The organism is Flavobacterium praedii (assembly GCF_026810365.1).
GTDB lineage: Bacteria > Bacteroidota > Bacteroidia > Flavobacteriales > Flavobacteriaceae > Flavobacterium > Flavobacterium praedii.
Window position 1 is genome coordinate 3,507,706 of record NZ_CP113948.1, and the last position, 23,639, is coordinate 3,531,344.

20 protein-coding genes, 3 tRNA genes and 1 pseudogene are annotated in these 23,639 nt (G+C 34.6%); 10 read left to right on the plus strand and 14 right to left on the minus strand.

Translation table 11 applies throughout. From position 1 onward, the window contains the following. Positions 1-65 precede the first annotated feature (65 nt). A complete protein-coding gene (locus tag OYT91_RS14840; protein WP_281238584.1) occupies positions 66-1,658 on the plus strand; it encodes a L,D-transpeptidase family protein in 1,593 nt (530 codons plus the stop codon). Positions 1,659-2,226: 568 nt separating this feature from the next. Here OYT91_RS14840 and OYT91_RS14845 read toward each other — a convergent pair. The 8 genes and pseudogenes from OYT91_RS14845 to OYT91_RS14885 form a co-directional block, all read right to left on the minus strand. After that, entirely contained in the window at positions 2,227-2,541 is a 315-nt protein-coding gene (locus OYT91_RS14845; RefSeq protein WP_269224155.1) for an HPF/RaiA family ribosome-associated protein, read from the minus strand. Positions 2,542-2,763: 222 nt separating this feature from the next. After that, positions 2,764-3,128: pseudogene (locus OYT91_RS17785) on the minus strand (very short patch repair endonuclease). Between the two features lie 78 nt (positions 3,129-3,206). Next, positions 3,207-3,830: a hypothetical protein gene (locus OYT91_RS14860; RefSeq protein ID WP_269224154.1), complete on the minus strand. Its 624-nt coding sequence runs from the start codon at positions 3,828-3,830 to the stop codon at positions 3,207-3,209. After that, positions 3,827-4,906: an HpaII family restriction endonuclease gene (locus OYT91_RS14865; RefSeq protein ID WP_269224153.1), complete on the minus strand. Its 1,080-nt coding sequence runs from the start codon at positions 4,904-4,906 to the stop codon at positions 3,827-3,829. Before OYT91_RS14865 ends, OYT91_RS14860 begins: the two co-directional genes overlap by 4 nt. Then, a complete protein-coding gene (locus tag OYT91_RS14870) occupies positions 4,903-6,162 on the minus strand; it encodes a DNA cytosine methyltransferase (protein WP_349293171.1) in 1,260 nt (419 codons plus the stop codon). The genes OYT91_RS14865 and OYT91_RS14870 overlap by 4 nt, the downstream gene beginning before the upstream one ends. Positions 6,163-6,164: 2 nt before the next feature. Continuing rightward, the gene (locus OYT91_RS14875; RefSeq protein ID WP_281238587.1) at positions 6,165-6,386 is read right to left on the minus strand and encodes a helix-turn-helix domain-containing protein; all 222 of its coding nucleotides are present in this window, start codon (positions 6,384-6,386) and stop codon (positions 6,165-6,167) included. Between the two features lie 137 nt (positions 6,387-6,523). Beyond that, positions 6,524-7,045 carry a threonine/serine exporter family protein gene (locus tag OYT91_RS14880; RefSeq protein WP_281238588.1) on the minus strand — a complete coding sequence of 174 codons (522 nt, stop codon included), beginning with the start codon at positions 7,043-7,045 and terminating at the stop codon, positions 6,524-6,526. Position 7,046: 1 nt separating this feature from the next. Next, complete coding sequence (locus OYT91_RS14885; RefSeq protein WP_281238589.1) at positions 7,047-7,820, minus strand: threonine/serine exporter family protein; 774 nt, start codon at positions 7,818-7,820, stop codon at positions 7,047-7,049. A 696-nt stretch (positions 7,821-8,516) separates the two neighbouring features. On the opposite strand from OYT91_RS14885, the gene trxA reads away from it, so the two are divergent. From trxA to OYT91_RS14905, 4 genes are all read left to right on the plus strand, one after another. Next, a complete protein-coding gene (gene trxA, locus OYT91_RS14890; protein WP_269224149.1) occupies positions 8,517-8,834 on the plus strand; it encodes a thioredoxin in 318 nt (105 codons plus the stop codon). A 388-nt stretch (positions 8,835-9,222) separates the two neighbouring features. Next, complete coding sequence (locus OYT91_RS14895) at positions 9,223-10,149, plus strand: DUF58 domain-containing protein (RefSeq protein ID WP_281238590.1); 927 nt, start codon at positions 9,223-9,225, stop codon at positions 10,147-10,149. An 86-nt stretch (positions 10,150-10,235) separates the two neighbouring features. Beyond that, positions 10,236-10,309 (plus strand) — tRNA-Asp (locus OYT91_RS14900). A gap of 242 nt (positions 10,310-10,551) precedes the next feature. Then, positions 10,552-10,625: transfer RNA gene (locus OYT91_RS14905), tRNA-Asp, on the plus strand. Positions 10,626-10,996: 371 nt separating this feature from the next. Here OYT91_RS14905 and OYT91_RS14910 read toward each other — a convergent pair. Both OYT91_RS14910 and mce read right to left on the minus strand, forming a co-directional pair. Further along, a tRNA-Ile gene (locus OYT91_RS14910) sits at positions 10,997-11,070 on the minus strand. 136 nt (positions 11,071-11,206) lie between these two features. Beyond that, a complete protein-coding gene (gene mce / locus OYT91_RS14915; protein WP_281238591.1) occupies positions 11,207-11,608 on the minus strand; it encodes a methylmalonyl-CoA epimerase in 402 nt (133 codons plus the stop codon). A 256-nt stretch (positions 11,609-11,864) separates the two neighbouring features. Between mce and rbfA the strand changes: the two genes are divergently transcribed. Both rbfA and OYT91_RS14925 read left to right on the plus strand, forming a co-directional pair. Further along, positions 11,865-12,257 (plus strand): 30S ribosome-binding factor RbfA, encoded by a 393-nt coding sequence (gene rbfA / locus OYT91_RS14920; RefSeq protein WP_100432845.1) that lies wholly within the window; start codon positions 11,865-11,867, stop codon positions 12,255-12,257. A 3-nt stretch (positions 12,258-12,260) separates the two neighbouring features. Then, positions 12,261-13,460: an ABC transporter permease gene (locus tag OYT91_RS14925; protein ID WP_281238592.1), complete on the plus strand. Its 1,200-nt coding sequence runs from the start codon at positions 12,261-12,263 to the stop codon at positions 13,458-13,460. A 56-nt stretch (positions 13,461-13,516) separates the two neighbouring features. Here the strand turns inward: OYT91_RS14925 and OYT91_RS14930 are convergent, their stop codons facing one another. From OYT91_RS14930 to dusB, 3 genes are all read right to left on the minus strand, one after another. Then, on the minus strand, positions 13,517-13,819 hold the full coding sequence (locus OYT91_RS14930; RefSeq protein ID WP_281238593.1) for a type II toxin-antitoxin system RelE/ParE family toxin: 303 nt from the start codon (positions 13,817-13,819) through the stop codon (positions 13,517-13,519). Continuing rightward, positions 13,809-14,042 carry a hypothetical protein gene (locus OYT91_RS14935; RefSeq protein WP_269224131.1) on the minus strand — a complete coding sequence of 78 codons (234 nt, stop codon included), beginning with the start codon at positions 14,040-14,042 and terminating at the stop codon, positions 13,809-13,811. The genes OYT91_RS14930 and OYT91_RS14935 overlap by 11 nt, the downstream gene beginning before the upstream one ends. A 64-nt stretch (positions 14,043-14,106) precedes the next feature. Continuing rightward, on the minus strand, positions 14,107-15,099 hold the full coding sequence (gene dusB / locus OYT91_RS14940) for a tRNA dihydrouridine synthase DusB (protein WP_281238594.1): 993 nt from the start codon (positions 15,097-15,099) through the stop codon (positions 14,107-14,109). Positions 15,100-15,595: 496 nt separating this feature from the next. Here dusB and lepA point away from each other — a divergent pair, with 496 nt between their 5' ends. Beyond that, positions 15,596-17,392: a translation elongation factor 4 gene (gene lepA, locus OYT91_RS14945; protein ID WP_269224130.1), complete on the plus strand. Its 1,797-nt coding sequence runs from the start codon at positions 15,596-15,598 to the stop codon at positions 17,390-17,392. 187 nt (positions 17,393-17,579) lie between these two features. Then, entirely contained in the window at positions 17,580-17,801 is a 222-nt protein-coding gene (locus OYT91_RS14950; protein ID WP_269224129.1) for an addiction module protein, read from the plus strand. A 415-nt stretch (positions 17,802-18,216) separates the two neighbouring features. On the opposite strand, the gene OYT91_RS14955 is transcribed toward OYT91_RS14950, so the two are convergent. Beyond that, positions 18,217-19,149, minus strand: coding sequence for a 1-phosphofructokinase family hexose kinase (locus OYT91_RS14955; protein ID WP_281238595.1), 933 nt, complete (start codon positions 19,147-19,149; stop codon positions 18,217-18,219). Positions 19,150-19,347: 198 nt separating this feature from the next. On the opposite strand from OYT91_RS14955, the gene OYT91_RS14960 reads away from it, so the two are divergent. Then, positions 19,348-23,406 (plus strand): T9SS type B sorting domain-containing protein, encoded by a 4,059-nt coding sequence (locus tag OYT91_RS14960; RefSeq protein ID WP_281238596.1) that lies wholly within the window; start codon positions 19,348-19,350, stop codon positions 23,404-23,406. Positions 23,407-23,639 lie beyond the last annotated feature (233 nt).

The following is a 23,639-nucleotide window of genomic DNA, read 5'->3' on the forward strand; positions in this document are numbered from 1 at the left end:
TAAAGTTCATTTCTTTAAGGCAACTTTTTTTGTACTTTTATAGTATCACTTAATTCATTCGATCTATGAGAAAATCAATTGTGTTGCTTGCCCTCTTTGTTTTTGGTTCCTCACTTTCTGTACTTTCTTGCAAAAAAAAGGACGATGACACTATAAAATCACCACTTACCAGTACTACTCCTGCCAAAGCATCCAGTCTAATTCCATTTGATAGCACTTTGGTAACTGTTTTTTTTAAAAAGTATCCAGAATTAAATAAATATCATCAAGAAACTACCGAATTATATCAAAAACGAAATTATCAATACGTTTGGTTTGATTCAAAAGGAATGCTAGAAGTTGGTCATTTGCTGTATAACAAATTAAACAATATAGAAGAGGAAGGAATTAAAACTACTATTCCATATAAAAATAAATTGGACAGCCTTTTTCTGACCAAGGTAGAGAACAACAAAATAAATATTGATGATGAATTATTACTGACCACACTTTATTTTTTTTATACCCATAAAGTATTAAAAGGAATTGATCCCAAAAAATCAATAGAATTGGGTTGGTACTTGCCTAGAAAAAAGGAATCGTATGTTGGTTATTTGGATTCTATTATTGCTAATCCTTCCTTGATTACCAAAAACGAGAAAGAACAACTAAGCCAATATTACAAATTAAAAGAGGTATTGCAAAAATACAGAACGTTACAAAAAAACGATTCTTGGACTCCTATAGAAATGGATTCAAGCCAAGTGGCATTAAATCCTGGAGATTCTGCCACAACAATTGCACAAATTAGAAAACGGTTGTATCAGTTAGAAGACCTAACAAAGGACTCGAAAAGTGCAATATATGATGAAGATCTAAAAGCAGGAATTCTAAAATATCAAGCTCGAAATGGAATTAAAGAAAACACCTCAATAACCAAAAAACTAATTACCTCATTGAATGTTTCAATAGAAGATCGTATTAAAACCATCATGGTCAATATGGAACGTTGCCGCTGGATTGACGTAGATATTTCAAAGGTCGCAGCCTTAATTGTAATTAATATTCCTGCTTTTCAATTGACTTATTTAAAAGAGGGAAAAGCAGTTTTAAACTCGAATGTTGTGGTGGGGAAAGATATAAACAAGACAGTAATTTTTAGTGCAGACATGCGCTATATCGTTTTTAGCCCGTACTGGAATGTTCCCAAAAGCATCATCACAAAGGAAATTAAACCTAGCATAGCCAAAAATCCAAACTATCTGGCTCAACACAATATGGAATGGCATGAAGGGGGCATTAGACAAAAACCAGGTCCGAAAAATTCATTGGGATTAATAAAATTCTTGTTTCCCAATAACAATTCAATTTACCTGCATGACACGCCTTCCAAAAATTTATTTAACGAAGAGAAAAGGGCCTTTAGCCACGGCTGCATCCGAGTAGCTAAACCTGTAGAACTCGCAAACGAAATCCTAAAAGACGATAAAAACTGGACACCCGAAAAGATCAACGCCGCCATGCATAAAGGCAAAGAATCTTGGTACACACTAAAGAATAAAATTCCGGTTTACATTGGTTATTTTACCGCATGGGTTGATGACAACGGTGAAATCCATTTTTATGATGATGTTTACAAAAGAGACGATCGGCTAGCTACCATGTTGTTTGAGGAATAATACTATCTAAGCATAGAATTTACTGCAATAAAACATTCTTTTTTATGACTGTCCGTAACTCATACTAAGAGTCTAAAAATTGAAAATATACCTTTGCGCCTTTGCGAGCCCAATTTCACGCAAAGTCGCAGAGACGCAAAGAACAGAAAGGGAAAGTTTTGTGAATAACATTCAATAATTAATCTATTCTTTGAAATGGTACTAGTCACGGATAGTCATATTCTTTTTTACTTTCTTATTCAAAATAAAAAGAAACCGTAGTCCAGCTATGCTTGATTTTTTTTTTTCTAATAAAAAAAACGGCTGTTTTAATTAACAGTAAATTCTAAACTTAAATGGTACAAACCCAGATTCAGCATTAGACATTATTACGCAGAGTCACACGAAGAATTCGCGAAGAATCACAAAGTTTATTAAGCTCCATTCAAAGAATTCGATTTCCCTTTGCGCATCTTCTTGAAATTTTTTCTATTGCGGAATCTTGGATAAAAGGATTCAAAATAAATGCCAAAGGCTGTCTAAATATTAGACAGCCTTTGTTTTATGTATTACTTTTGTTAGAATACTTTTAGTGTGCTTTTTGTTTGTCGAAGGTTGTGTTTAGCACTTTTTTGATTTTGTCTAAGGCACCATTGAATGCTTTTTCAATAGAATCCGAATGTTCTGTTACGGCTATTGGTTGCATATTAGCCGGTCTAGCCTCAATAATACAACGTTTGTCGCCAAAACCTGTCTTGGCATTATTCTCGTCTCCAAAATGCACTTCAATACGTGTTACTTTTTCATCAAAACGGGATAACACTCTTTGGATTTCTGTAGAAAAATAAGCTTCCAATCTATCGCTACCCTCAATATTCTTGTCTGTGTTGATTTGTACTTTCATATTATTTTTTTATTAATTACATAATGCTATATCTCAAAGTTAAGAAATTTTCTTCATTTTTTTAGCCTTTTAATAAAAGATTATGAAAGAAAAAACCCGTTTTTTGATTTAAAGACAGAAGTGTCTGAAAACGAAAAATTTAGTTTTTATTTGATTGGTAATTAGCCTTTTTTTTGCATTAAAATAATTTCTTGTTGGTTTACGGCAATATAATTCTCTAGATTATTTTTCTATTTCGAGACTCCAAAAACGGATAACTTTCCATTTTTGAGCTTCCAGATAATTGTTTACATCAACATCTTTTTGAATGTTTCGTTCTATTTTCTTTTGCCAAAATTCTGTATTGGTTTTGACACGATCTTTTTGGATTTCCCAGTCTTTGCCGTAGAAGAATTCACTATCGACAAATATGGCAATTTTTAGTTTTTTGAAGGTTAAATCGGGTGTGCCAAAAACTGCTCTATTGTTTTACGATAACGGTAACCGAGATGCCACAAGGCTTTGCCCAATCGCACCTCCTCTTTGGTATTGGTGGAGTGAATGGCAGACATGATTTTGGAACGTTGGGCAGATGTAATACGATCCATGATGCAACGATTTAAAAATTGCTAGTTAAAGTTAAGGAGATTGTTTGGGAAATTTTACAACAAGAAATGAAACCTTTTTTATTTGAGATTTAAAACCTTTTCCCTAGTTATAATTTGATTACTTTCGATTACTTTAACTATTGGAGGATCAGAAAATTTATATTGTTTTAATTCATCAATTAAATCATTGAATTCATTACTAGTGGCTACAACAACTTTATCAATTCCAATAACATCTCCAGTTTTAATTTTTTCTTTAACTTTTTTGGCTTCACTAACATCAAGAGTCACCAAATAACATAATGCTTTTCTATGAACATATTTTAAAGCGATAGCTTCAAGGTCTGCTTGTTTATATCTTTCTCGCAAACTTGTCTTTGCTGAGATACATATTGGACCTCGTTCTGTCGTATAAAACATCAAATCATATACTACGTTCGGCACGAATGCAACATTTGCATTTAAATATAATGGCAAAATATTTTCACGAACACATAAAGTAGCAAGAATGTATTCAAATATCTTCCCATTAAGACTTTTATTCCCTTCAGAATGCTTTTTATATGCTTCCCAATAAATCGAAATGTATTCGGATGGTTTACTATATTCAATTTCTAAAAAATTTAAAAATAGACTATCAAATATAATATTGGCTTTCCCACTTTTTCCTACGACTATACCTAGTTGATTCAGTTTACTCATTTTATAAATCGTATTTGTAAATTCAGTTTAAAAAATAGTTCTTCATTTTCTTGGTAAACGATACCAAATCCATGTCTAGAAGAACTTGCAGTGTCCAATTTTGTGTTATTTATCAAATAGTTTTCAAATTCATTTTTGTTATAAACATGATAACATAATACTTCGCCATCTTCCTTTACTATCAGATAACCTCCCGTTGCATCATACTCTCCAGCCCAAACCTTTGATGGCATCATTCCTAAAGCAATATCCGTCAAAAGTCGTTTAGTTTTGTATTCATAAAATTTATGCTTGTTTGAGATATCAAAATTTAAAGGATTATCCTCTTCTACTTTTGAAATTAAATCGATGATTTTCGAAGAGTTACTTGTATAAAAATTGTAAATTATATTTGCTAAGATCTCAGGTAGTAAACTATCAATTAAAATCAAATTATTAGAAAAAACTTGTTGTTCAGTCCCAATAAACTGAAAAACACCGCCTTTATTTACTACGTATTCAATACGATCTTTTATTTTACTTCTTGTATCAATGGTATTAATCGTATCTATTTCATCCTGATTAAGATTCAATCCATTAATTTTAAAAATAAAATTTGTTGTTTTTCCTGCATTAAGAAGAGTTGAAGGATTCCCTAACTGTGATTTAATGCTAAACCCAAGAGTTGGTTGCTGATTTGTCCTTTGGTCGTGAACAACAATTGTAATATCAGTTTTAGCACTTGAATCTGCCTTTAAAGAAATACAATTAATACTAAGCATAAACTGTTCAATCTCGGGTACAGAAAAAGTAGTTTCTCTGTTAGATTTAATTAAATTTAACAATGAAATAGCCTTATCCTTAAACTCTTGTATAGGGATTCTTAAAACTTCTTCATTGCCTGAAATTAATACGATGTCATCCTGAATAGAATATTCAAAATCGCCATTTGTACCTGAACGCAATATTCTAATAATAGGGTAAAAGACATTTTTTATTTTTATGATATTTTCATCTCCAGGATGGAGAATCTTATCCCCCAAGAGTTTGAACAAAGTGTATATTTCACTCCATTCCCCTTTATTTCCTGTTATCATAATTTAGCTTTTATTAATTCAATAATTTTCTCCGCCGTTGCCTGAATTGCAGGAACTGCAACAGAATTTCCAAATTGTTTATAAGCTGAAGCATCTGCAACTGGAATAATAAAATTATCAGGAAAGCCTTGTAATCTTGCCCATTCTCGAGGAGTCATTTTTCTGATTCCTTCACGATTAACTTCGCCTTTAATATGTGTTGTTGGCGTAAAATCTGTTATTCGTTTATCAATAACAAGATTTCTTTCTCTTCCCATTCCACCAACTAGAATCGAATTTGATATTTCATCATCTTTAATAATTGCGAAACCAAATCCATTTCCTTTACCAGCATGTCTTGCTTTGTGATTAATCAGAGTTTGTAAATACTGAGTTGATAAATAATATTTAGTTGGAACAACTTTTTTCTCTTTTACATTTTTAAAAAACACCTTTTCTTCAAAAGGTTCAGGATATTCAAAAGAATTTATTTCCAAATCTTTTCTAAAACCTACAATGTAAATACGTTCTCTATTTTGTGGCACACCGAATTCTTTGGCATTAATTATTTGTGGCTCTGGAACAAAATATCCTAAATCATTTCTCAAAACGTTTAATATAGTTTCTAACGTTTTTCCTTTGTCATGGCTTCTTAAGCCTTTAACATTTTCTAAGAAAATTGCTTTTGGTTTCTTTGTTTTTATAATTTCTGCTACATCAAAAAAAAGGGTTCCTCTTGTATCTTCAAAACCACCTCTTTTTCCTGCAATAGAAAATGCTTGACATGGAAACCCTGCACATAAAACATCAAAATTATCTGGTATATAATTTTTAGTGCTTACTTTTGTTATATCTCCAAAAGGAGTTTCTCCAAAATTTGCTCTATAGGTTTTTTTAGCATTTTCATCCCATTCGCTTGTAAATACACACTTTCCTCCTAGATTTTGCATTGCCATTCTAAATCCACCAATTCCTGCAAACAAATCAATGAATTTGAAAGTGTAATTTTTCGGAGTTGGAAAAGGAACATTTTCTACTTCAAACAGTAATTGTTGTAGTGCCACATCAGAAACAATATCTATATTTTCTTCTTGATTTTTATATTCAACAATTTCTTTTAAATAAATTTTAGCTTCTTTTTCATAGTGTTTTTTGATACCGTTATGATAGTTATGGAGATAATGAGTTACTACTGCTTTTTTGTTATTATCTTCTTCCAAAGTTCGAATCTTAAACTTTTTTCCATCAAATTCTTCTATTGATATTTTCTCTTTCATCTTCATTTCTTAAAATTTAATTCGTTAAAAAAAGTCGCAAAATCACTATCCAATGCGAGGATTATTTTTTCCATAATTTCTATGGAGACATTTCTTTTTCCTTTTTCGATATCAGAAATATAAGTTCTGTCAACATTTGAAATATTTGCCAAAAACTCAATAGAGAAGCCTTTTTGCTCTCTTAGTTCTTTTACTTTAAATCCGAATTTTTCCTTTATATTCATAGCTCATAAAAATAGCTTCGTGAGGACAATTGACCTGCTTACAATTGTCCTCATTAAATAATAGTTTTCAACGTGTTTTCAGACCAAAAAAAAACGCCAATCTTTCGATCGGCGTTTTGAGTATAAAAATGTTTATTCTAATTTTCTTCTTCTAAGTTTTCGAGTTGTTTCTCGAGAACAGCATCAACTTTTATTCGCTTCACAGTTTCCTTACGGGTGATAAGCATCGGGATCGCAACTCCTGCGGCCAATGCCAAAATGATAAATAAAGCTTTTAGTCCATTGCTTGTTGTTTCAAAAAAAAGTTTGGAGTACAGTTCAGGATCCTTTTCGGCAGTCAATTCCATAACGCCTACCATGGCTTTATAGGCAAACAATCCCGGAATCATTGGGATTAATGCCGGTAATGCAAATGTCATTGGGGGCGCTTTTCTATAATGAGCCGCCAAGACACTCAAAAAACCAATGGTGCTGGATCCGCATAAGGCTGCAAATACCAATCCTATTTCTTGTGAAATCAAATAAAATTTAATCAATCCGCCAAGAGCAGCTATAATGTAAATAATTCCTAAAGTTCTACGAGGCACATTGAATAATACTGCAAAACCTATTGCTGCACAACCCAGCCAAATTCCTTTTTCTAATAATACAAAATCCATTTTAGTGTAAATTAAAAATTAATAATGAAGTCATCAATCCTAAAGCAATGGCAAATGCAATAACAAGCACATTTACGCCTCTGGTGGTTCCGTTTAATATGTTACCGTCAATTAAATCGGAGAAAGAATTGATCATTGGAACTCCAGGAATTAAGAACAATACTGAAGTGGATAGGGCATGAACGTAGGTTGCATCTGGATTCAAAAAAGAATATAGACCTACAGTAAAAGAGGAGGTTAGTGCTGCAAAATAAACGCACAAATAGAAGTTAAATTTGAGCTTCATGGTTTCTTGTCTTGCATAAAGGCCTAAGAAACTCCCTAGGAAACAAATTATCATTTCGATTAATTCTCCACCTAGAATTCTACAAAATGAAGCTCCTGCCAAAGCCACCAAAAACAAGACAGCAAATCTAGGGTATAAAGCTTTCCTGTCTAACGATTTCATTTCTTTGTTGATGCGTTCGACAGACCATTTTTCTTCTACAATTTTCCAACTCATGGTGCTGATATCGGCAATAAGGTTGAAGTTAAGATGCATGTTGGGCACCCATTTTACACTGGTAAAGGTTTTGATTTTGTTTTGATAGGTCAAAGTAATCATTAAGGCATGATTGGTAATCATCAAATCAGAATCACAACCAAATGCACCAGCTATTCTGCTGATCGTCATTTTGACACGTTCTGTATTGGCTCCAGAGACCATAAGCAAGGAACCTATTTCTAGGAGCATTTCTCCTAATTCATATTTATTGGGTTTTGCAATTACTTCCATTTAAAAGTGGTTATTTATTATACCTTCAAATTTAAAAAATTAAGACCTTAAAAAAGATGATATTTCCCCATAAAACGATAATTTATTTAGAAAATAAATAACAAGGCATTTCCAACGTTTTCGCTTGTTGTAAATTGTAAAAAAAAGATCATTTTGATTTGTTTTGACGGTTTTTGAACAGCCTTTTTACCGATTTTAAAAAGATTTTCCCAGTTTTAAAACTCAAAAAACGTCAGCAAAACGACTTTGGTTTGTCAAAAACGCATTTTTAGATATGCTTTTTTATTGAATTCTTGATTTCGACTGCTATAAAATAAAGTTATGAGAATATTGAAAAAAAAATAAAACATTAAGGCTTTCATTTATCATAGAATGTAGTTTGCTCCCTTTTGAATACAAAACCGTTGATGCCCTACTATATCAAACAACAACTTTTTTTCAAACAATATCCAAATGCATTAAAACAAAATGAACTGCAAAAAAATTAAAACAAACTAGAAAATGAAATTATTCTATCGCTAGGCTACCAACAGTAAGGTCATCCAATTTAAAAACAATCATTTGTACAAAATAACTATTAGCAATGCATTTATAATGAAAACTAATTTAAGAAAGACGTTTGATTGGGTTTTAATTTCTAAATTTGTACCTAAGTTAATAAACAAACAGGGAATTTAAATAAAAAATAAAAATAGTATGGCATTAGCAATAACAGATGCTACTTTTGAAGAAGTAGTTTTGAAATCGACACAACCAGTTATGGTTGATTTTTGGGCAGCTTGGTGTGGACCATGTAGAATGGTTGGACCAATCATTGACGAGATAAGTAAAGAATACGAAGGAAAAGTGGTTGTTGGTAAAGTAGATGTAGATGCTAACCAAGAATTTGCTGCAAAATACGGTGTTAGAAACATTCCAACTGTATTGGTTTTCCATAATGGAGAAGTAGTAGGAAAACAAGTAGGAGTAGCTCCAAAACAAACGTATGCAGATAGCTTAGACGCATTGTTGTAATCGTAAGATTAAAATTTATATAGAAAGGTTTGGCGAAAGTCAAGCCTTTTTTTTGATTTGTATTTAAATCAATTTCTCAAAGTGATTTTCTATTTGCAATCTTTGTAACTATTCAGCCTAACAAAATTTTGACACAAATTTCACGAATTAGCACAAATTAGATCCAATTAGAAAATAATATTTCACTAATTTGATTTACATTACTAATTTATGAAATTAAAACAACTGTTGTTTCGTCTAAATTTGTGCAATTTGCATCTGCTTTTATACAAAATCCTACATTAATTTCCTGAAAGCTGAATAGATCCCAATCTTCTAATTTTTAAATCTTTCAATCTTTCAATTTTTAAATCTTTTAAATCATTCAATCTTTTAATACATTTGAAGGATGAAGATCGAATCGCAAATAGAAAAGATATCCAGTTTTCAGCATTTGGAGTTGTTGGCTAATCAAGTGGTGGAAGGTTTTATTTCGGGAATGCATAAAAGTCCGTTTCATGGATTTTCAGCCGAATTTGCCGAACATAAAGTATATAATATAGGAGAAAGCACCAAACACATAGATTGGAAATTATTTGCCAAAACGGATCGTTTGTACACCAAATGCTTTGAGGAAGAAACCAACTTGAGGTGTCATATAATAATTGACAACTCTTCGTCGATGCATTATCCTAAATTGAAGGACAATCAGCCCTTTTACGAGAGTAAAATAGGATTTTCGATATTGGCATCGGCAGTTTTGATGAATTTGTTAAAAAAGCAACGAGATGCTGTAGGTTTAAGTGTGTTTTCGGATCGTTATGAGTATTACGCACCAGAAAAAGGAAGTGATCGTCATCACCGAATGATATTGAACAAGCTCGAAGGTCTTTTGGAAACCACAAAAGAGAGTAAGCAAACCGATACTATTACGTATTTGCATCAAATAGCTGAAAAAATTCACCGCCGATCGATGATTATTTTGTTTACAGACATGTTTCAATCCGAAAATGAAGAAGCTCTTTTTAATGCCTTGCAACATTTAAAACACAACAAGCATAAAGTTGTTTTATTTCATGTGATAGACAAAGAAACGGAGCTAAAATTTGATTTTGACAATGCTCCTAGAAAGTTTATTGATTTGGAAACAGGAGATGAGGTTGTCATTTTTGCTGATAATGTGAAGCAAGAATATGAAAAACAGGTGAGCGATTACTTCAAAAAGTTGGCTTTAACCTGTGCTCAAAACAAAATAAAGTACATTCCAGTGGGTGTTGATGAAAGTTTTGAAAAAATTTTAACGGCATACTTAGTTGAAAAACAAAAGTTTGGATAAATCGGTCAAAAAATATTTAAAATTCTCTAATAAAAGGCTTGTGTAAACGAAAATCTATTGTATCTTTGCCACCGCAATAAAGCAGAGGTTTGGTAGTTCAGTTGGTTAGAATACATGCCTGTCACGCATGGGGTCGCGGGTTCGAGTCCCGTCCAGACCGCAATATTGGGGAAAGCCTTTCGTAACAGAAAGGCTTTTTTGCCCAAATACGGTATCTAAAGCTAGTTGTGTTGTTTCTCGTCCATTATGACGAGATCGGTTTGTAGTTAGACCAATGAAAAGCTTTCCACTTTGTGGATGGCTTTTTTGATTTTAGAGTGTTTGTTATTTTTTTTAAAGTTGTGTTATAAAATAGTTGTGGATACGAAAATCTATTGTATATTTGCACTCGCAATAAAACAGGGTTTGGTAGTTCAGTTGGTTAGAATACATGCCTGTCACGCATGGGGTCGCGGGTTCGAGTCCCGTCCAGACCGCAACATATTGTTTAAAGCCTTTCCTAACGGTCAGGCTTTTTTTTATGCTTAAAAAACAACTGTTGCTTTTATTAAACGAATGCATTTCAAAAGTTGTGAACTAAGAGAGATTCCATCAGATCCGGAAATTGCTTATTTTGTTTTCACGCAGATTTTGCAGATTTACGCAGAAAAAGGAGTGTAGAATGTGCTGATTTTGTGATTCCTTTTTTTTTTCTTTTTTTCTAAGTTTAATTCTTGACTTTTAAACTTAATCCAAAAGTTGGCAAGTTGACTATTTCTGAAAATCTACAATTATATAGAAATCCTTATTTTACTGGCTTTAGTGCATAAAAAAAAGCCTCTCAATTGCTTGAAAGGCTTGTAATCTGTGGTCCCACCTGGGCTCGAACCAGGGACCACCTGATTATGAGTCAGGTGCTCTAACCAGCTGAGCTATAGGACCGGTTAAGAGTTTGCAATATTACTACATTTATTTTATTGTTACAAGTATTTTGGGGGTAGATTTTAATAATATTTCAGTATTAATCGCAAACGATTTGGAAGAAACTGATTATGAATATACTAATTCTTCCTTTTTTTTATTTTATTTCCTGACACAGTTCGATTAATACGCCATTTGTGCCTTTTGGATGCAAAAAAGCGACCCATTTATTGTCGGCTCCCTTTTTTGGGGTTTCGTTAAGGACGGTGAAACCTTCGGATTTGAGGCGCTGGATTTCGGTGTGGATGTCTTCTACGTCAAAAGCGATGTGATGGATTCCTTCTCCCTTTTTTTCAAGGAACTTGGCAATAGGGCTTTCGGGATTGGTGGCTTCGAGTAATTCTATTTTGTTAGGACCGTTCATGAAGAAAGATGTTTTTACACCTTCGCTGGCAACTTCTTCCTGCTTATAGGCGGGTGCGCCAAAGAGTTTTTCGAATAATAAATTCGATACTTCTAAGTTTTTGACTGCGATGCCAATGTGTTCTATTTTTCTCATGGTGTGCTGTTTTGTGTTTTTTAAATAGTTTCATAGAGAAACCATCGCTTCTCTTTAGCTCTGATGGGAGGGAAAATCCTTTTGTCTTGTCCTCAAGCAAGACAAAAGATTGGAACCCCGATAGCTATCGAGGGGCAGGAACTTTGTCTCCTGAAAAGCCTAATTTTCTGCTTCTAAATCATAAAACAAATATAAAAAACTTTATGAGTTTATGACTTTGTAAGGTGGTCTCTCAAAAAAATAGTATTTTTGCAGGATGGAAACAAATAGACAGAAAAAAATAGGTGGGGTGATCCAAAAAGATTTGGTTGACATTCTGCAAGGTGAAGTGAGAAAAAATGGAATTACGAATTTAATAATTTCAGTATCCAAGGTTGTTGTGACTACAGATTTGTCTGTGGCGACGGTGCATTTAAGTATTTTTCCTCAGGAAAAAGCAGCGGAAACGTTGGTGGGGATTAAGGCTAATTCGACTTTAATTAAGCACGATTTATCGCAAAGAGTGCGTTTGCAATTGCGCAAAGTGCCAAATTTGGTTTTCTTTATTGATGATTCTTTGGATTATATTGAGAAGATTGACAATGCCTTGAAAAATCAAGAAAATCCGATTGAGAATAGAGATTTGTTGGACAAACGCAGATTTCAATAAGATTTGAATTTCCCTCTTTACATAGCCAAGCGGTATATTTTTAGCAAAAGCAAAAATAATGCTATCAATATTATTAATCGTATTGCTAGTATGGGGATTGTTGTGGGAGCCATGGCGTTGTTTGTTGTGCTCTCGGTATTTACAGGTTTGAAGGAATTTAGCCTTTCGTTTACCAATGATATTGACCCCGATCTTAAAGTAAGCAGCACACTTGGAAAATCTTTTTTTGTACTACCCAAACAGGAAAAAGAGATTGCCGCAATTGAAGGTGTTGCGCACTATTCTAAAATTGTTGAAGAACGGGTTTTGTTTACTTTTAACGGAAAACAAGAGGTTACTTACTTAAAAGGTGTTGATGCTACTTTTAACACCGTTAGTGATTTTAATAAAAAATTATACAATGGGCAATGGCTAAAACCAGGCACGTATCAAGTGGTGGTGGGATATGGTATTGCTCAAAAGTTCTCGATGGGTTTGTTGGATTACAATAATGCCTTTGAGGTTTTTGTACCAAAACCAGGTAAAGGAACTATTGAAAACCCTGCTCAAGCGTTTAATTCAACGGATGTTTTTCCGGTTGGGATTTATGCAATTAGCGAAGATTTGGATTCTAAATATGTGTTTGCCGATTTGGGCTTGGCACAGGAATTATTGGAATATAAAACCAATCAAATTTCTTCTCTTGAAATCAAATTAAAGAAAGGAGCTGATGAAGATGCCGTTATCGCGAAACTTCAGTCGATTTTCCAGAATAAAATTACTGTAAAAAACAAGGAACAGTTGAACGAAGCCTTGTATAAAATGCTTAATACCGAGAATATTGCGGTGTATTTGATTTTTACTTTGGTGATTATTGTGGCGCTTTTTAATTTGATTGGTGCACTTATCATGATGATTTTGGATAAAAAAGGAAACCTAAAAACCCTTTTTAATCTAGGTACGGATATCAAAGATTTGCGAAATATATTTTTACTGCAAGGAACACTGTTGAGTGTTTTTGGTGGAATTATCGGTTTGTTATTGGGTGTTGTATTTGTAGTATTGCAACAACAATACCAACTGATTATGATAACCCCTACTCTGGCTTATCCAGTAGTTTTTACATTAGAAAATGTAGGGATTGTAATGGCAACTATTGTCACACTTGGTTTTATTGCTTCGCTTATTGCAAGTAGTCGAGTGAGTAAGAAGTTGTTGGATTAGAGATTTTTGATTATTGATTAATGATTTCTGGTTTTTGATTTTTTTTTAAATACCGATTATGAAATCTGTAAAATTTTGTTAGGAATGTCTTCTTTTGTATGCCAAAACGCTAAGATTGAAACCTCATTATTTTCCCAAATATAATACAAACCATAACGAAATTTATTCAGCCAAAATATTCTGACTTTAGAATAACGGCATTGGAAACTTTCGGGCTTTTTTGCAATAGTTTTAAAACCTAATCGAATTTCCTTTTCTATTCGTTTTGCTAGAATGGTGCTTTTTGAAGCATAATTGGAAATTATATTTTCGATTTCAACCGCTGCATTTGTTTTTAAAAGGAGTTTATTATAACTCATATTTAGATTTTAAGGAATCTAAAAAATCAAATGCATCAATTCCTGATCTAGGGTTTTCTTGATGTTCTAATAATCGTTTATCGAGTTCTTTTTTTTGATTTTCTGATAAAGAAACAGGCTCGATTTCGTGCAATATAAAATCCTTCACTTTCTGAATGATAGAAGCGTCATTGATGTTTTGAAGTAAATCAATTAAAAAAGATTTTTCGGTTTGAACACTCATAATAAAGATTGTTTGCAACAAATATAATGAAAATTAGAAAACAATATTTTAGGTTGATTAATTTTTACACCACTTCATAGCCACTATAAGTCTCTTCTATTTCTTTTAAAACGGCAAATAATTCTTCGGGATGATCTAGAGTTACTAGTTTTTGTTTGAAGGGTTTGAACGAATGGATTCCTTTGAAATAGTTGGTGTAATGCGGTCTTGTTTCTACAATTCCGAGTCTTTCTCCTTTCCATTCCATTGCCCAGGTGAGGTGATTTCGCACTGCTTCGGCACGGTCGGCAACGGTCGGTTTTGCAAGATGTTCGCCTGTTTTGAAGAAGTGTTTGATTTCGTTGAAAATCCATGGATAACCAATGGCGGCGCGACCAATCATAATTCCGTCAATGCCATATTCGTTTTTATAATGCAATGCTTTTTCGGGAGAATCAATATCGCCGTTTCCAAAAATAGGCATGGTGATTCTTGGGTTGTTTTTGACACGGGCAATGTGTGACCAATCGGAATGGCCTTTGTACATTTGGGCACGTGTACGAGCGTGTATGCTCAAGGCGGCTACGCCAATATCTTGCAACCGCTCGGCAACTTCGTCTATATTTATGGAATTGTCATCCCAACCCAAACGGGTTTTTACGGTAACAGGCAAATGGGTGCTGTCGATAACGGCTTGAGTCAAGCGAATCATTAAATCAACATCTTTCAAAACTCCGGCACCGGCGCCTTTGCAAACTACTTTTTTGACAGGACAACCGAAATTGATGTCGATTAAATCTGGGTTCACGGTAGATACTATTTTTGAGGAAAGTGCCATTGCTTCTTCGTCTCCACCAAAAATTTGGATTCCAACTGGGCGTTCGTAATCGAAAATGTCTAATTTCATTCGGCTTTTGATGGCGTCACGGATTAGACCTTCGGAAGAAATAAATTCGGAGTACATTAAATCGGCTCCATGCTGTTTGCATAATCTACGAAATGGAGGGTCGCTCACATCTTCCATAGGTGCTAACAGTAGGGGAAATTCGGGTAATATAATGTTGCCAATCTTGATCATCTTCCTTAAATTTTTTGCAAAATTACGGTTTTTAGACGAATAGAAGAAAGAGTAAAGAAGAAAGACTTCTTATTAAACGTGTTAGTTTACGAATTCGACACTTTGAAACTGTTTATTTTAGACTATATTTGCAGATTAATTGTCGCTTTACGGTACGCGCGTGAGGGCAATGTCATTAAGTTAAGCTTTTTTTTTTCTCGCCAAGACGCAAAGGCGCAAAGTTAAGAGCCGATTTCTTAGCGTCTTTGCGAGAGTTATATTTTGAAAAACCGTAGTGAGAAACCCTTAACTTAATGACATTGCGCGTGAGGGATAGTAGCGAAAAGCCCGCAGTAAAGTGAAGCGATAGCGGAACTGAGCGAGGACTTGTAGCGGATAGCCCGACCCTTGTGGTCACGCCCATACAAAGGCTACGCTCAGGAGGACATAAAATTTGATATTAGGATAAGAGACTTGCGGAGCATTGCCTGTTCCAAAAAGTAAATAAAAATGACACATGAAACATATTAGGAATTTTTGCATTATTGCACATATTGATCACGGAAAAAGTACATTGGCAGACCGATTATTGGGGGCAACCCAAACGGTAACTGCTCGTGAAGAAAAGGCGCAATTGCTTGATAATATGGACTTGGAGCGCGAACGTGGTATCACGATTAAAAGTCATGCCATACAAATGGAGTACACTTACAAAGGCGAAGAGTACATCTTGAACTTGATTGACACTCCGGGTCACGTGGATTTCTCCTATGAAGTTTCCCGTTCTATTGCGGCTTGTGAAGGTGCGTTATTGATTGTGGATGCGGCACAAAGCATACAGGCACAAACAATATCCAATTTATATTTGGCGTTAGAAAATGACTTGGAAATTATTCCGGTTTTGAACAAAGTAGATTTGCCAAGTGCCAATCCAGAAGAGGTAAGCGATGATATAATCGATTTATTGGGTTGTAAATTGGAAGATATTATTCACGCTTCCGGTAAAACTGGTTTTGGTGTAGAAAATATTTTGGCAGCCATTATTGAAAAAATTCCACATCCAAAAGGGGTGAAAGACGAACCGTTGCAGGCATTGATATTCGATTCGCATTACAATCCGTTTCGTGGTATTGAAGTAATTTTTCGTGTGAAAAACGGGGAAATTCGCAAAGGACAAAAAATAAAATTCATGGCTACTGGCAATGAATATTTTGCCGATGAAGTAGGGACTTTGAAATTGAATCAAGTGCCTAAAAATGTGATTTCGACAGGAGATGTTGGGTATTTGATTTCGGGTATAAAAGAAGCCAAAGAAGTAAAAGTAGGGGATACAATTACGGATGCCAAAACGCCTACCACGAATATGATTACTGGTTTTGAGGATGTAAAACCAATGGTATTTGCTGGAATTTATCCTGTAGATACTGAAGATTATGAGGATTTGCGTTCTTCGATGGAGAAACTGCAATTGAATGATGCGTCATTAGTATTTGTTCCGGAAAGTTCTGCTGCGTTGGGATTTGGTTTCCGTTGCGGGTTCTTAGGAATGTTGCACATGGAGATTATTCAAGAGCGATTGGAGCGTGAGTTTGATATGACAGTAATCACTACGGTTCCTAACGTTTCGTATTTGGCTTACACCAAAAAACATCCTGAAACTGCTTTTACGGTAAACAACCCGTCAGATTTGCCAGAACCATCTCGTTTAGACCGAGTTGAGGAACCTTATATCAAAGCGACTATTATTACCAAAGCTGATTTTGTTGGAAATGTTATGAGTTTGTGTATCGAAAAACGGGGTCAAATTACAAATCAGACGTATTTGACAACCGAGCGTGTAGAATTAAATTTCGATATGCCTTTGGCAGAGATAGTATTTGATTTTTACGATAGATTGAAAACGGTTTCAAAAGGGTATGCTTCATTTGATTATTCTCCGATTGGTATGAAAACTTCTAAATTAGTTCGTTTAGATGTTTTATTGAATGGTCAAACGGTTGATGCACTTTCTGCGTTGATACACGAAGACAATGCGTATAACATTGGTAAAAAAATGACCGAGAAATTGCGTGAATTGATTCCGAGACAGCAATTTGATATTCCGATTCAAGCGGCAATTGGTGCTAAAATCATTGCTCGTGAAACGATCAAAGCTTTACGTAAAGATGTTACTGCTAAATGTTACGGTGGGGATATTTCCCGTAAACGTAAATTGTTGGAAAAACAGAAAAAAGGTAAAAAGCGTATGCGTCAAGTAGGAAATGTAGAAATTCCGCAAGAAGCTTTTATGGCGGTATTGAAATTGAATGATTAGAGCCTCCTAACCCGCCAAGGTGGGAAAATAACAATATTGAGAAACCTGATGATGTAAAAATTGTCAGGTTTTTTTGTTTTTAGTAAAAATCTTATTTATTTTCAAACTAATAATAAGACTTATTATACTTTAGAAAATAGCTTAAGGTAAACAGGTTACAAAACCTTTTTTCGTTAACTTTGTTTTTATGGAAACAATAAAATTAAACATTGATTTAAGTGTAAGTCAATTACTTGAAGCAGTTAAACAATTATCTCCAAAAGATCGATTGAAAATCAATGATGCGCTTTGGAATGAAGATGTTGAAATTCCTATAGAACATCAACAAATTGTTTTAGATCGAATAGCTAAAGCCAAAACTAATCCTGAACGCCTTTTGGATTGGGACAAAGTATCTAAAACACTATAAAGGTTTGGGCTATAAATTAAAGATAGATATTGACGCATTCAATGACATCCTTGAAACCTCCGAATGGTACGAAATACAATTAAAAGGTTTGGGTTTTCGCTACAAAGCTCAAGTTAAAAGACAAATTAATTCTTTAAAGAAAACCCCTTACTTATACTCTATAAAATACGACGAGGTGAGATGTCGGAAAATTGAAAAATTCCCTTTCCTAATTCATTATCTAGTACACGAAGAACTATAGTTAATCACTATTTTTGCCATTTTTCATACTTCAAGAAATCCCGAAATTTGGAAAAACGAAATAAGTAACTTGTTTTTTCTGCAAATATAGCTTTAGCTTTTATGACAAAAACAGAAAACCTGATGATGTAAAAATTGTCAAGTTTTTTTGTTCCCCCTTTGGGGGCTAGGGGGCTTATTTATCCTTCAACCAATCAAACAAACGTTGCGCATCAGAACCTTTAAACAATTGAGTTCCTTCGTTCATGGTGGCTGCAGAACCACAGGCAACGCCCCAACGAATGACTTCTTTCAGGCTTTTATTTTGAGAAAGCGCCCAAACCATTCCACCCACCATACTATCACCTGCACCAACGGTACTTTTTTTGGCGACATTGGGAGCGGGAACAAATTCATAATGATCTTTGGTTACTAGCACTGCACCTTGAGGTCCTAGAGAAACCACAACTATTTCGGCTCCGCCTTTGGCAATAATTTTTTTGGCAGCTTCATTGACTTCTTCCATTTCTAGTCGTTCAACACCTACTAATTTGGCCAGTTCTCCTACGTTTGGTTTGATCAGATAAGCTCCGGTTTCTAAGACTTTTTCTAATGCTTCTCCAGAAGTATCAACTATCAATTTTGAATTGGATTTTTTAGCAATTTCGGCTACTTTTTGATAAAAATCTGCAGACAAACCTTCGTTAAGACTGCCGCTGGCTACCATGAATTTTGGTTTCAAGTTGGCTATGGCGTCAAGTACAGCTTGTTCTTCTTCATTGGTGATTTCTCCTTCAGTAAAACCAAAACGATATTGAGAATTGGTATTTTCATCTACAGCAACAAAACTTTCTCTAGTCCAAGTTTGAATAGGAATGGCTTGAAAGGCGATGGCTTCTTTGGCAACCAATTCTTCTAGCATTTTCCCCAGTGGTCCACCTGAAGTGAATACAGCTAAAGATGATCCACCCAAACGCGAAATAGCTTTAGAAACATTGATCCCGCCACCTCCGGCATCAAAACGAGGTTCGGAGCAACGAATTTTTTGTTCAGCAACCAATCCTTTAAAATGAGTGCTTTTGTCTAAAGCTGGATTTACGGTTAGGGTAACAATATCGAATGAGTTCATTGTATGTTTTTTAGTTGTGTTAGGATCCTCTAAAAAGAGTTTGTCTATTTTATGCAATTTACTAAAATATAAACCAATAATAGATTGTATAATCCGATTAATGAGAATGATTTTTAAATTTTAATATACTGAAATTCATCATATTAAAATTTAAAATAATCGTATCTTTAATGTCCCCAAACTGATAAAATCGGAATTATGAGAAAAACTCTACTTCTACTTTTATTATTTTGTTCGACAAAATTTTTTTCACAAGGAATTTCAGTCGATACTACTTCGTTGACTATACCCCAACTTATTCGTGAAGAGCTTATGCAAAATGCATGTGCTAATGAAAGTAACTTTCAATTTTCATCACACCAAGGTATTGGAAAATTTATAAATACCAATCCGAATTTCCCAATATCGGAGGGTATTATTATTCGAAATGGTTTGGCCAAATATACTGAAGGTACCTATACTGGACTTAATGAAAGTAGTCAATTGAATACCAAAACAGATAGTGATTTACAAGCCATAAGTGATAGCAACGGACAAGTAGTCCCCATTATTGATGTTGGCTATATCCAGTTTGATTTCACTCCTTTGTCGAGTAATTTTAGTTTTGATTTCCTGTTTGCCTCCAATGAATATGGCGAATTTCAATGTGGTTTTAGCGATGTTTTTGCTTTTAGATTAACCGATTTAACTACAGGAATCGCTACCAATCTGGCTGTTTTACCAAATACAACAATTCCAGTTTCCGTCAAAAATATCCGTGATGAACAATACAATTCCTCTTGTTTATCTGCCAATGCTAATTTGTTTGACCATTATAACGTAACCAATCCTGGAGCATCAGCTATTAATATGAGAGGGGAAACCAAAGTTTTGACAGCCTCGTCTACTGTCATTCCGAATCGGGCTTACAGCATAAAATTGGCCATCGGCGATTACAATGACAGCAGTTATGATTCGGCAGTTTTTATAAAAGGAGGCAGTTTTAAAACGACTATGGATCTAGGTCCCGACAAAACCATTTGCGAAGGCGAAAGAATTACACTTCAATCCAATCTAGTGGGGAATTACACTTATGTTTGGACATTCAATGGTACTGAAATTGCAGGAGAAACTTCCAGTTCCTTGATTCTAAACAAAGCAGGGATTTATGGTGTTACCGCAACACTTTCGGGTTGTGTAATAAAAGATGAAATTGTGATTACCGATTTAATAATTAAAACACCCAAAAATCTAATCACTTGTTACACGGGAAATTCAACGTATCAGTATGATTTAACCCAGAACAATTTAATCACATTAGGTTTAAATCCAGCAGAATATTCGCTTAATTATTTTGATTCTTTGGCAGCAGCCAACTCAAATGGCCCAACAATTCCTGATAATCAATTGGCTTCATACAGCAGTATGGGCAACCAAACAATCTATATTAAACCTGTACATGTTTCTAATAAAAATACGTATTGCAACAACTTGCTTTCCTTTGATTTACTAATCACCGCACCAATTAATGTTGCGATACCACCCGATTTAAGTTTTTGCGATACAAATTTTGGGAGAGTACCCGTTGATTTAAAGGTTCAAGAAACTCCAATTCTCAATGGGCTAAATCCATCAGACTACAAAATCACATTTTATAACAGTCAGGCAGACGCAAACAATGCTTCCAATGCAATTGCAAGTCCGCAAAACTACATCACCTCATTATCCAAATCTCCAGAAACTATTTGGGTACGAATAGCGGATACTAAGAGTTCCGTTTGTTTTGCAACCGTAAATTTTAAAGTTATGGTATATTCACTTCCAACCGTTGATGATATTCCAGATGTAATTGCTTGTAGTAGTTACATATTACCACCAATAGTTTCAGGAGAATATTACACTGGACCAAATGGAACAGGTATTAAACTGAATATTGGCGATGTCATTACCAAAACAGGAACCTATTACATATACAGTGGACCAACTGCAACCAATTCGTGTACCAATCAAAATACATTTAGACTTACTTTTATTTATGATATCAATTTTCCAAAAGAAGGATGCGGAAAATATTTTGTTCCAATAGTTGAGGCTGGCGCTTTTTATACTGCAACTGGAGGGGCAGGAAGCCTAATTCCTGCAGGAACAGCATTAACAACAAACCAAACTATATATTATTATGCGGTAATAAATGGAGTTGTTTGTCGGGATGAAGCTATCCCAATAACAGTCTATCCCTTGCCGTTGGTAGATCAGCCTAAGGATGTTATTACCTGTGATGCTTACACTTTAGAACCACTTACTTTTGGTCATTACTTCACACTTCCAAATGGTTTAGGATCAGCTTTAAATGCAGGGGATATTATTAATTCAAGCCAAGTAATTTATGTTTTCGCGAATGACGGCAAATGTACTAACGAAAACTCCTTTAGAATTGACATTATAAATACTGCAGCATTTATACCAATAAGCAATTGCGGCAGTTACACATTACCCAATTTAACTATTGGCGGTTATTTTGATCAGCCCAATGGCAAAGGAAATTCGATACCAGCAGGAACAATACTAACTACTTCACAAACGGTTTATTATTATGCGGTAACCACCACTACTCCTAATTGTACGGATACGTTAAAATATGAAATCACAATAAAACCATTGCCTTTAGTAGACACTCCTGTAGATCGATTAGAATGTCAAAGATACATTCTCCCTCCTTTAATCAATGGAAAATATTATACTCAACCACAAGGAAAAGGCATTTCGTTAAAGGCAGGAGATCTTATAACCAAAACCCAAATTTTATATGTTTATACTATTGGAACCGATTGCAGCAATGAGCATTCTTTTAAAATAGAGATCAGACCTCTTCCAGAAGTAGATAGTTTCACAGATGTTGTTAGCTGTAGTGATTTTATATTACCTAAGTTAAAAAATGGTGCTTATTTCACCGCAACAGGAGGACCTCATGGTCTAGGAAAACCATTAGCCGTTGGAACAGTTATAAATACTACTCAGACCATTTATATATACAATGAATGGACTGATTTTACCAAATGCAGCAATGAATCTTTTTTTAAAGTTAATATAAACGGGATCGATGTTGGTCCTTTTGCAGATATAAACGCTTGTGATAGTTACACATTACCACCATTAAAAATTGGCGACTATTATTCGCAACCTAATGGGAAAGGCTCAATAATACCAATGGGAACCCTTTTGAGAACCTCCCAAAAAATATATGTGTACGCCAAAGTCGGTAATCGTTTAACCTGTTCTAGCGAGAGTAAGTTTTTTGTAAATATTGCAACGGCACCCGTTTTAGTAGCTACATCAGATGTTGCTGTTTGCGGTAGCTATACTTTACCAACATTACCGATTGGCGATTATTATTCGGAACCAAATGGAGGTGGAATACTTTATTTAGCAGGCCAAACTATTACTGCCAGCCAAAAAATATACATTTTTGCCAAATCAGCAACCAATTCCAATTGTGTTTCTCAAGATGATTTTAATATTACCATTTATCCTTTAAAAAATTTGCCATTGAGGGACGGGGTAATCTGTGTCAATTATCAAACAAAAGCGATTATCAATCCAGCACAATTAAGTTCAGGACTTAATCCAATAGATTACACCATAGATTGGTATTTAGAGGGTGCTAAAATAGGCACGGGACCAACATATTCAGCCATTCAAGAAGGAACTTATACCGTCATTAGCACCAAAAATACCCCTAAAATTGGGAATGATTGTGGTTATAATCCTGCGGCAATAACCGTAGAAAAATCCAGTCCCGCCATTGCAACCGTAACCGTAACCGATTCTTTTGAGGATAACATCGACATTATAGTCTCCATTACAAATGGTTTTGGAATCTACGAATTTCAAATGGATGGCGGCAATTTTCAGACCAGCACTGTTTTCTCCAATGTAGATTCGGGGCAACACATTATAACCGTAAAAGATACCAAGGGCAACTGTGACAATAGCGTTTTAATTGCCAATGTACTCAAATATCCTAAATTTTTCACCCCAAACAACGACGGTTTTCACGATACTTGGAACATCATAGATCTGGCTTTTCAGCCGGAAGCAATAATAAATATTTTTGACCGCTACGGAAAATTTCTAATTGAAATCAGTCCATCAGGGCCAGGCTGGGATGGCAATCACAATGGGAATCCACTTCCCTCTACTGATTATTGGTTCCAAGTTTTCTATACTCAAAACGGAACACCACAGGTCTTCAAATCACATTTTGCCATGAAACGTTAATCTTTATTCGATCCAAACGAATATGCAAATAAGGGCGTGACCCCAATGGTATTACGTTAAGGATTTCTCACTACGCTTTTTCAAAATAGAGCACTCGCAAAGTCGCGAAGACGCAAAGAAATCATCTCTAAACTTTGCGTCTTTGTGAGAAAAAACAAAGCTTAACTTAACCGAGATTCCGCAATAGGAAAAAATTCAAGAAGACGCGCAAAGGATTCGCAAAAACGCACAAA

Bases quoted from the DNA above. Each gene is read 5' to 3' on its own strand.
- OYT91_RS14840 (WP_281238584.1), top strand. From the start codon at position 66: ATGAGAAAATCAATTGTGTTGCTTGCCCTCTTTGTTTTTGGTTCCTCA.
- OYT91_RS14845 (WP_269224155.1), bottom strand. From the start codon at position 2,541: ATGAAAGTACAAATCAACACAGACAAGAATATTGAGGGTAGCGATAGA.
- OYT91_RS14860 (WP_269224154.1), bottom strand. From the start codon at position 3,830: ATGAGTAAACTGAATCAACTAGGTATAGTCGTAGGAAAAAGTGGGAAA.
- OYT91_RS14865 (WP_269224153.1), bottom strand. From the start codon at position 4,906: ATGATAACAGGAAATAAAGGGGAATGGAGTGAAATATACACTTTGTTC.
- OYT91_RS14870 (WP_349293171.1), bottom strand. From the start codon at position 6,162: ATGAAAGAGAAAATATCAATAGAAGAATTTGATGGAAAAAAGTTTAAG.
- OYT91_RS14875 (WP_281238587.1), bottom strand. From the start codon at position 6,386: ATGAATATAAAGGAAAAATTCGGATTTAAAGTAAAAGAACTAAGAGAG.
- OYT91_RS14880 (WP_281238588.1), bottom strand. From the start codon at position 7,045: ATGGATTTTGTATTATTAGAAAAAGGAATTTGGCTGGGTTGTGCAGCA.
- OYT91_RS14885 (WP_281238589.1), bottom strand. From the start codon at position 7,820: ATGGAAGTAATTGCAAAACCCAATAAATATGAATTAGGAGAAATGCTC.
- trxA (WP_269224149.1), top strand. From the start codon at position 8,517: ATGGCATTAGCAATAACAGATGCTACTTTTGAAGAAGTAGTTTTGAAA.
- OYT91_RS14895 (WP_281238590.1), top strand. From the start codon at position 9,223: ATGAAGATCGAATCGCAAATAGAAAAGATATCCAGTTTTCAGCATTTG.
- mce (WP_281238591.1), bottom strand. From the start codon at position 11,608: ATGAGAAAAATAGAACACATTGGCATCGCAGTCAAAAACTTAGAAGTA.
- rbfA (WP_100432845.1), top strand. From the start codon at position 11,865: ATGGAAACAAATAGACAGAAAAAAATAGGTGGGGTGATCCAAAAAGAT.
- OYT91_RS14930 (WP_281238593.1), bottom strand. From the start codon at position 13,819: ATGAGTTATAATAAACTCCTTTTAAAAACAAATGCAGCGGTTGAAATC.
- OYT91_RS14935 (WP_269224131.1), bottom strand. From the start codon at position 14,042: ATGAGTGTTCAAACCGAAAAATCTTTTTTAATTGATTTACTTCAAAAC.
- dusB (WP_281238594.1), bottom strand. From the start codon at position 15,099: ATGATCAAGATTGGCAACATTATATTACCCGAATTTCCCCTACTGTTA.
- lepA (WP_269224130.1), top strand. From the start codon at position 15,596: ATGAAACATATTAGGAATTTTTGCATTATTGCACATATTGATCACGGA.
- OYT91_RS14950 (WP_269224129.1), top strand. From the start codon at position 17,580: ATGGAAACAATAAAATTAAACATTGATTTAAGTGTAAGTCAATTACTT.
- OYT91_RS14955 (WP_281238595.1), bottom strand. From the start codon at position 19,149: ATGAACTCATTCGATATTGTTACCCTAACCGTAAATCCAGCTTTAGAC.
- OYT91_RS14960 (WP_281238596.1), top strand. From the start codon at position 19,348: ATGAGAAAAACTCTACTTCTACTTTTATTATTTTGTTCGACAAAATTT.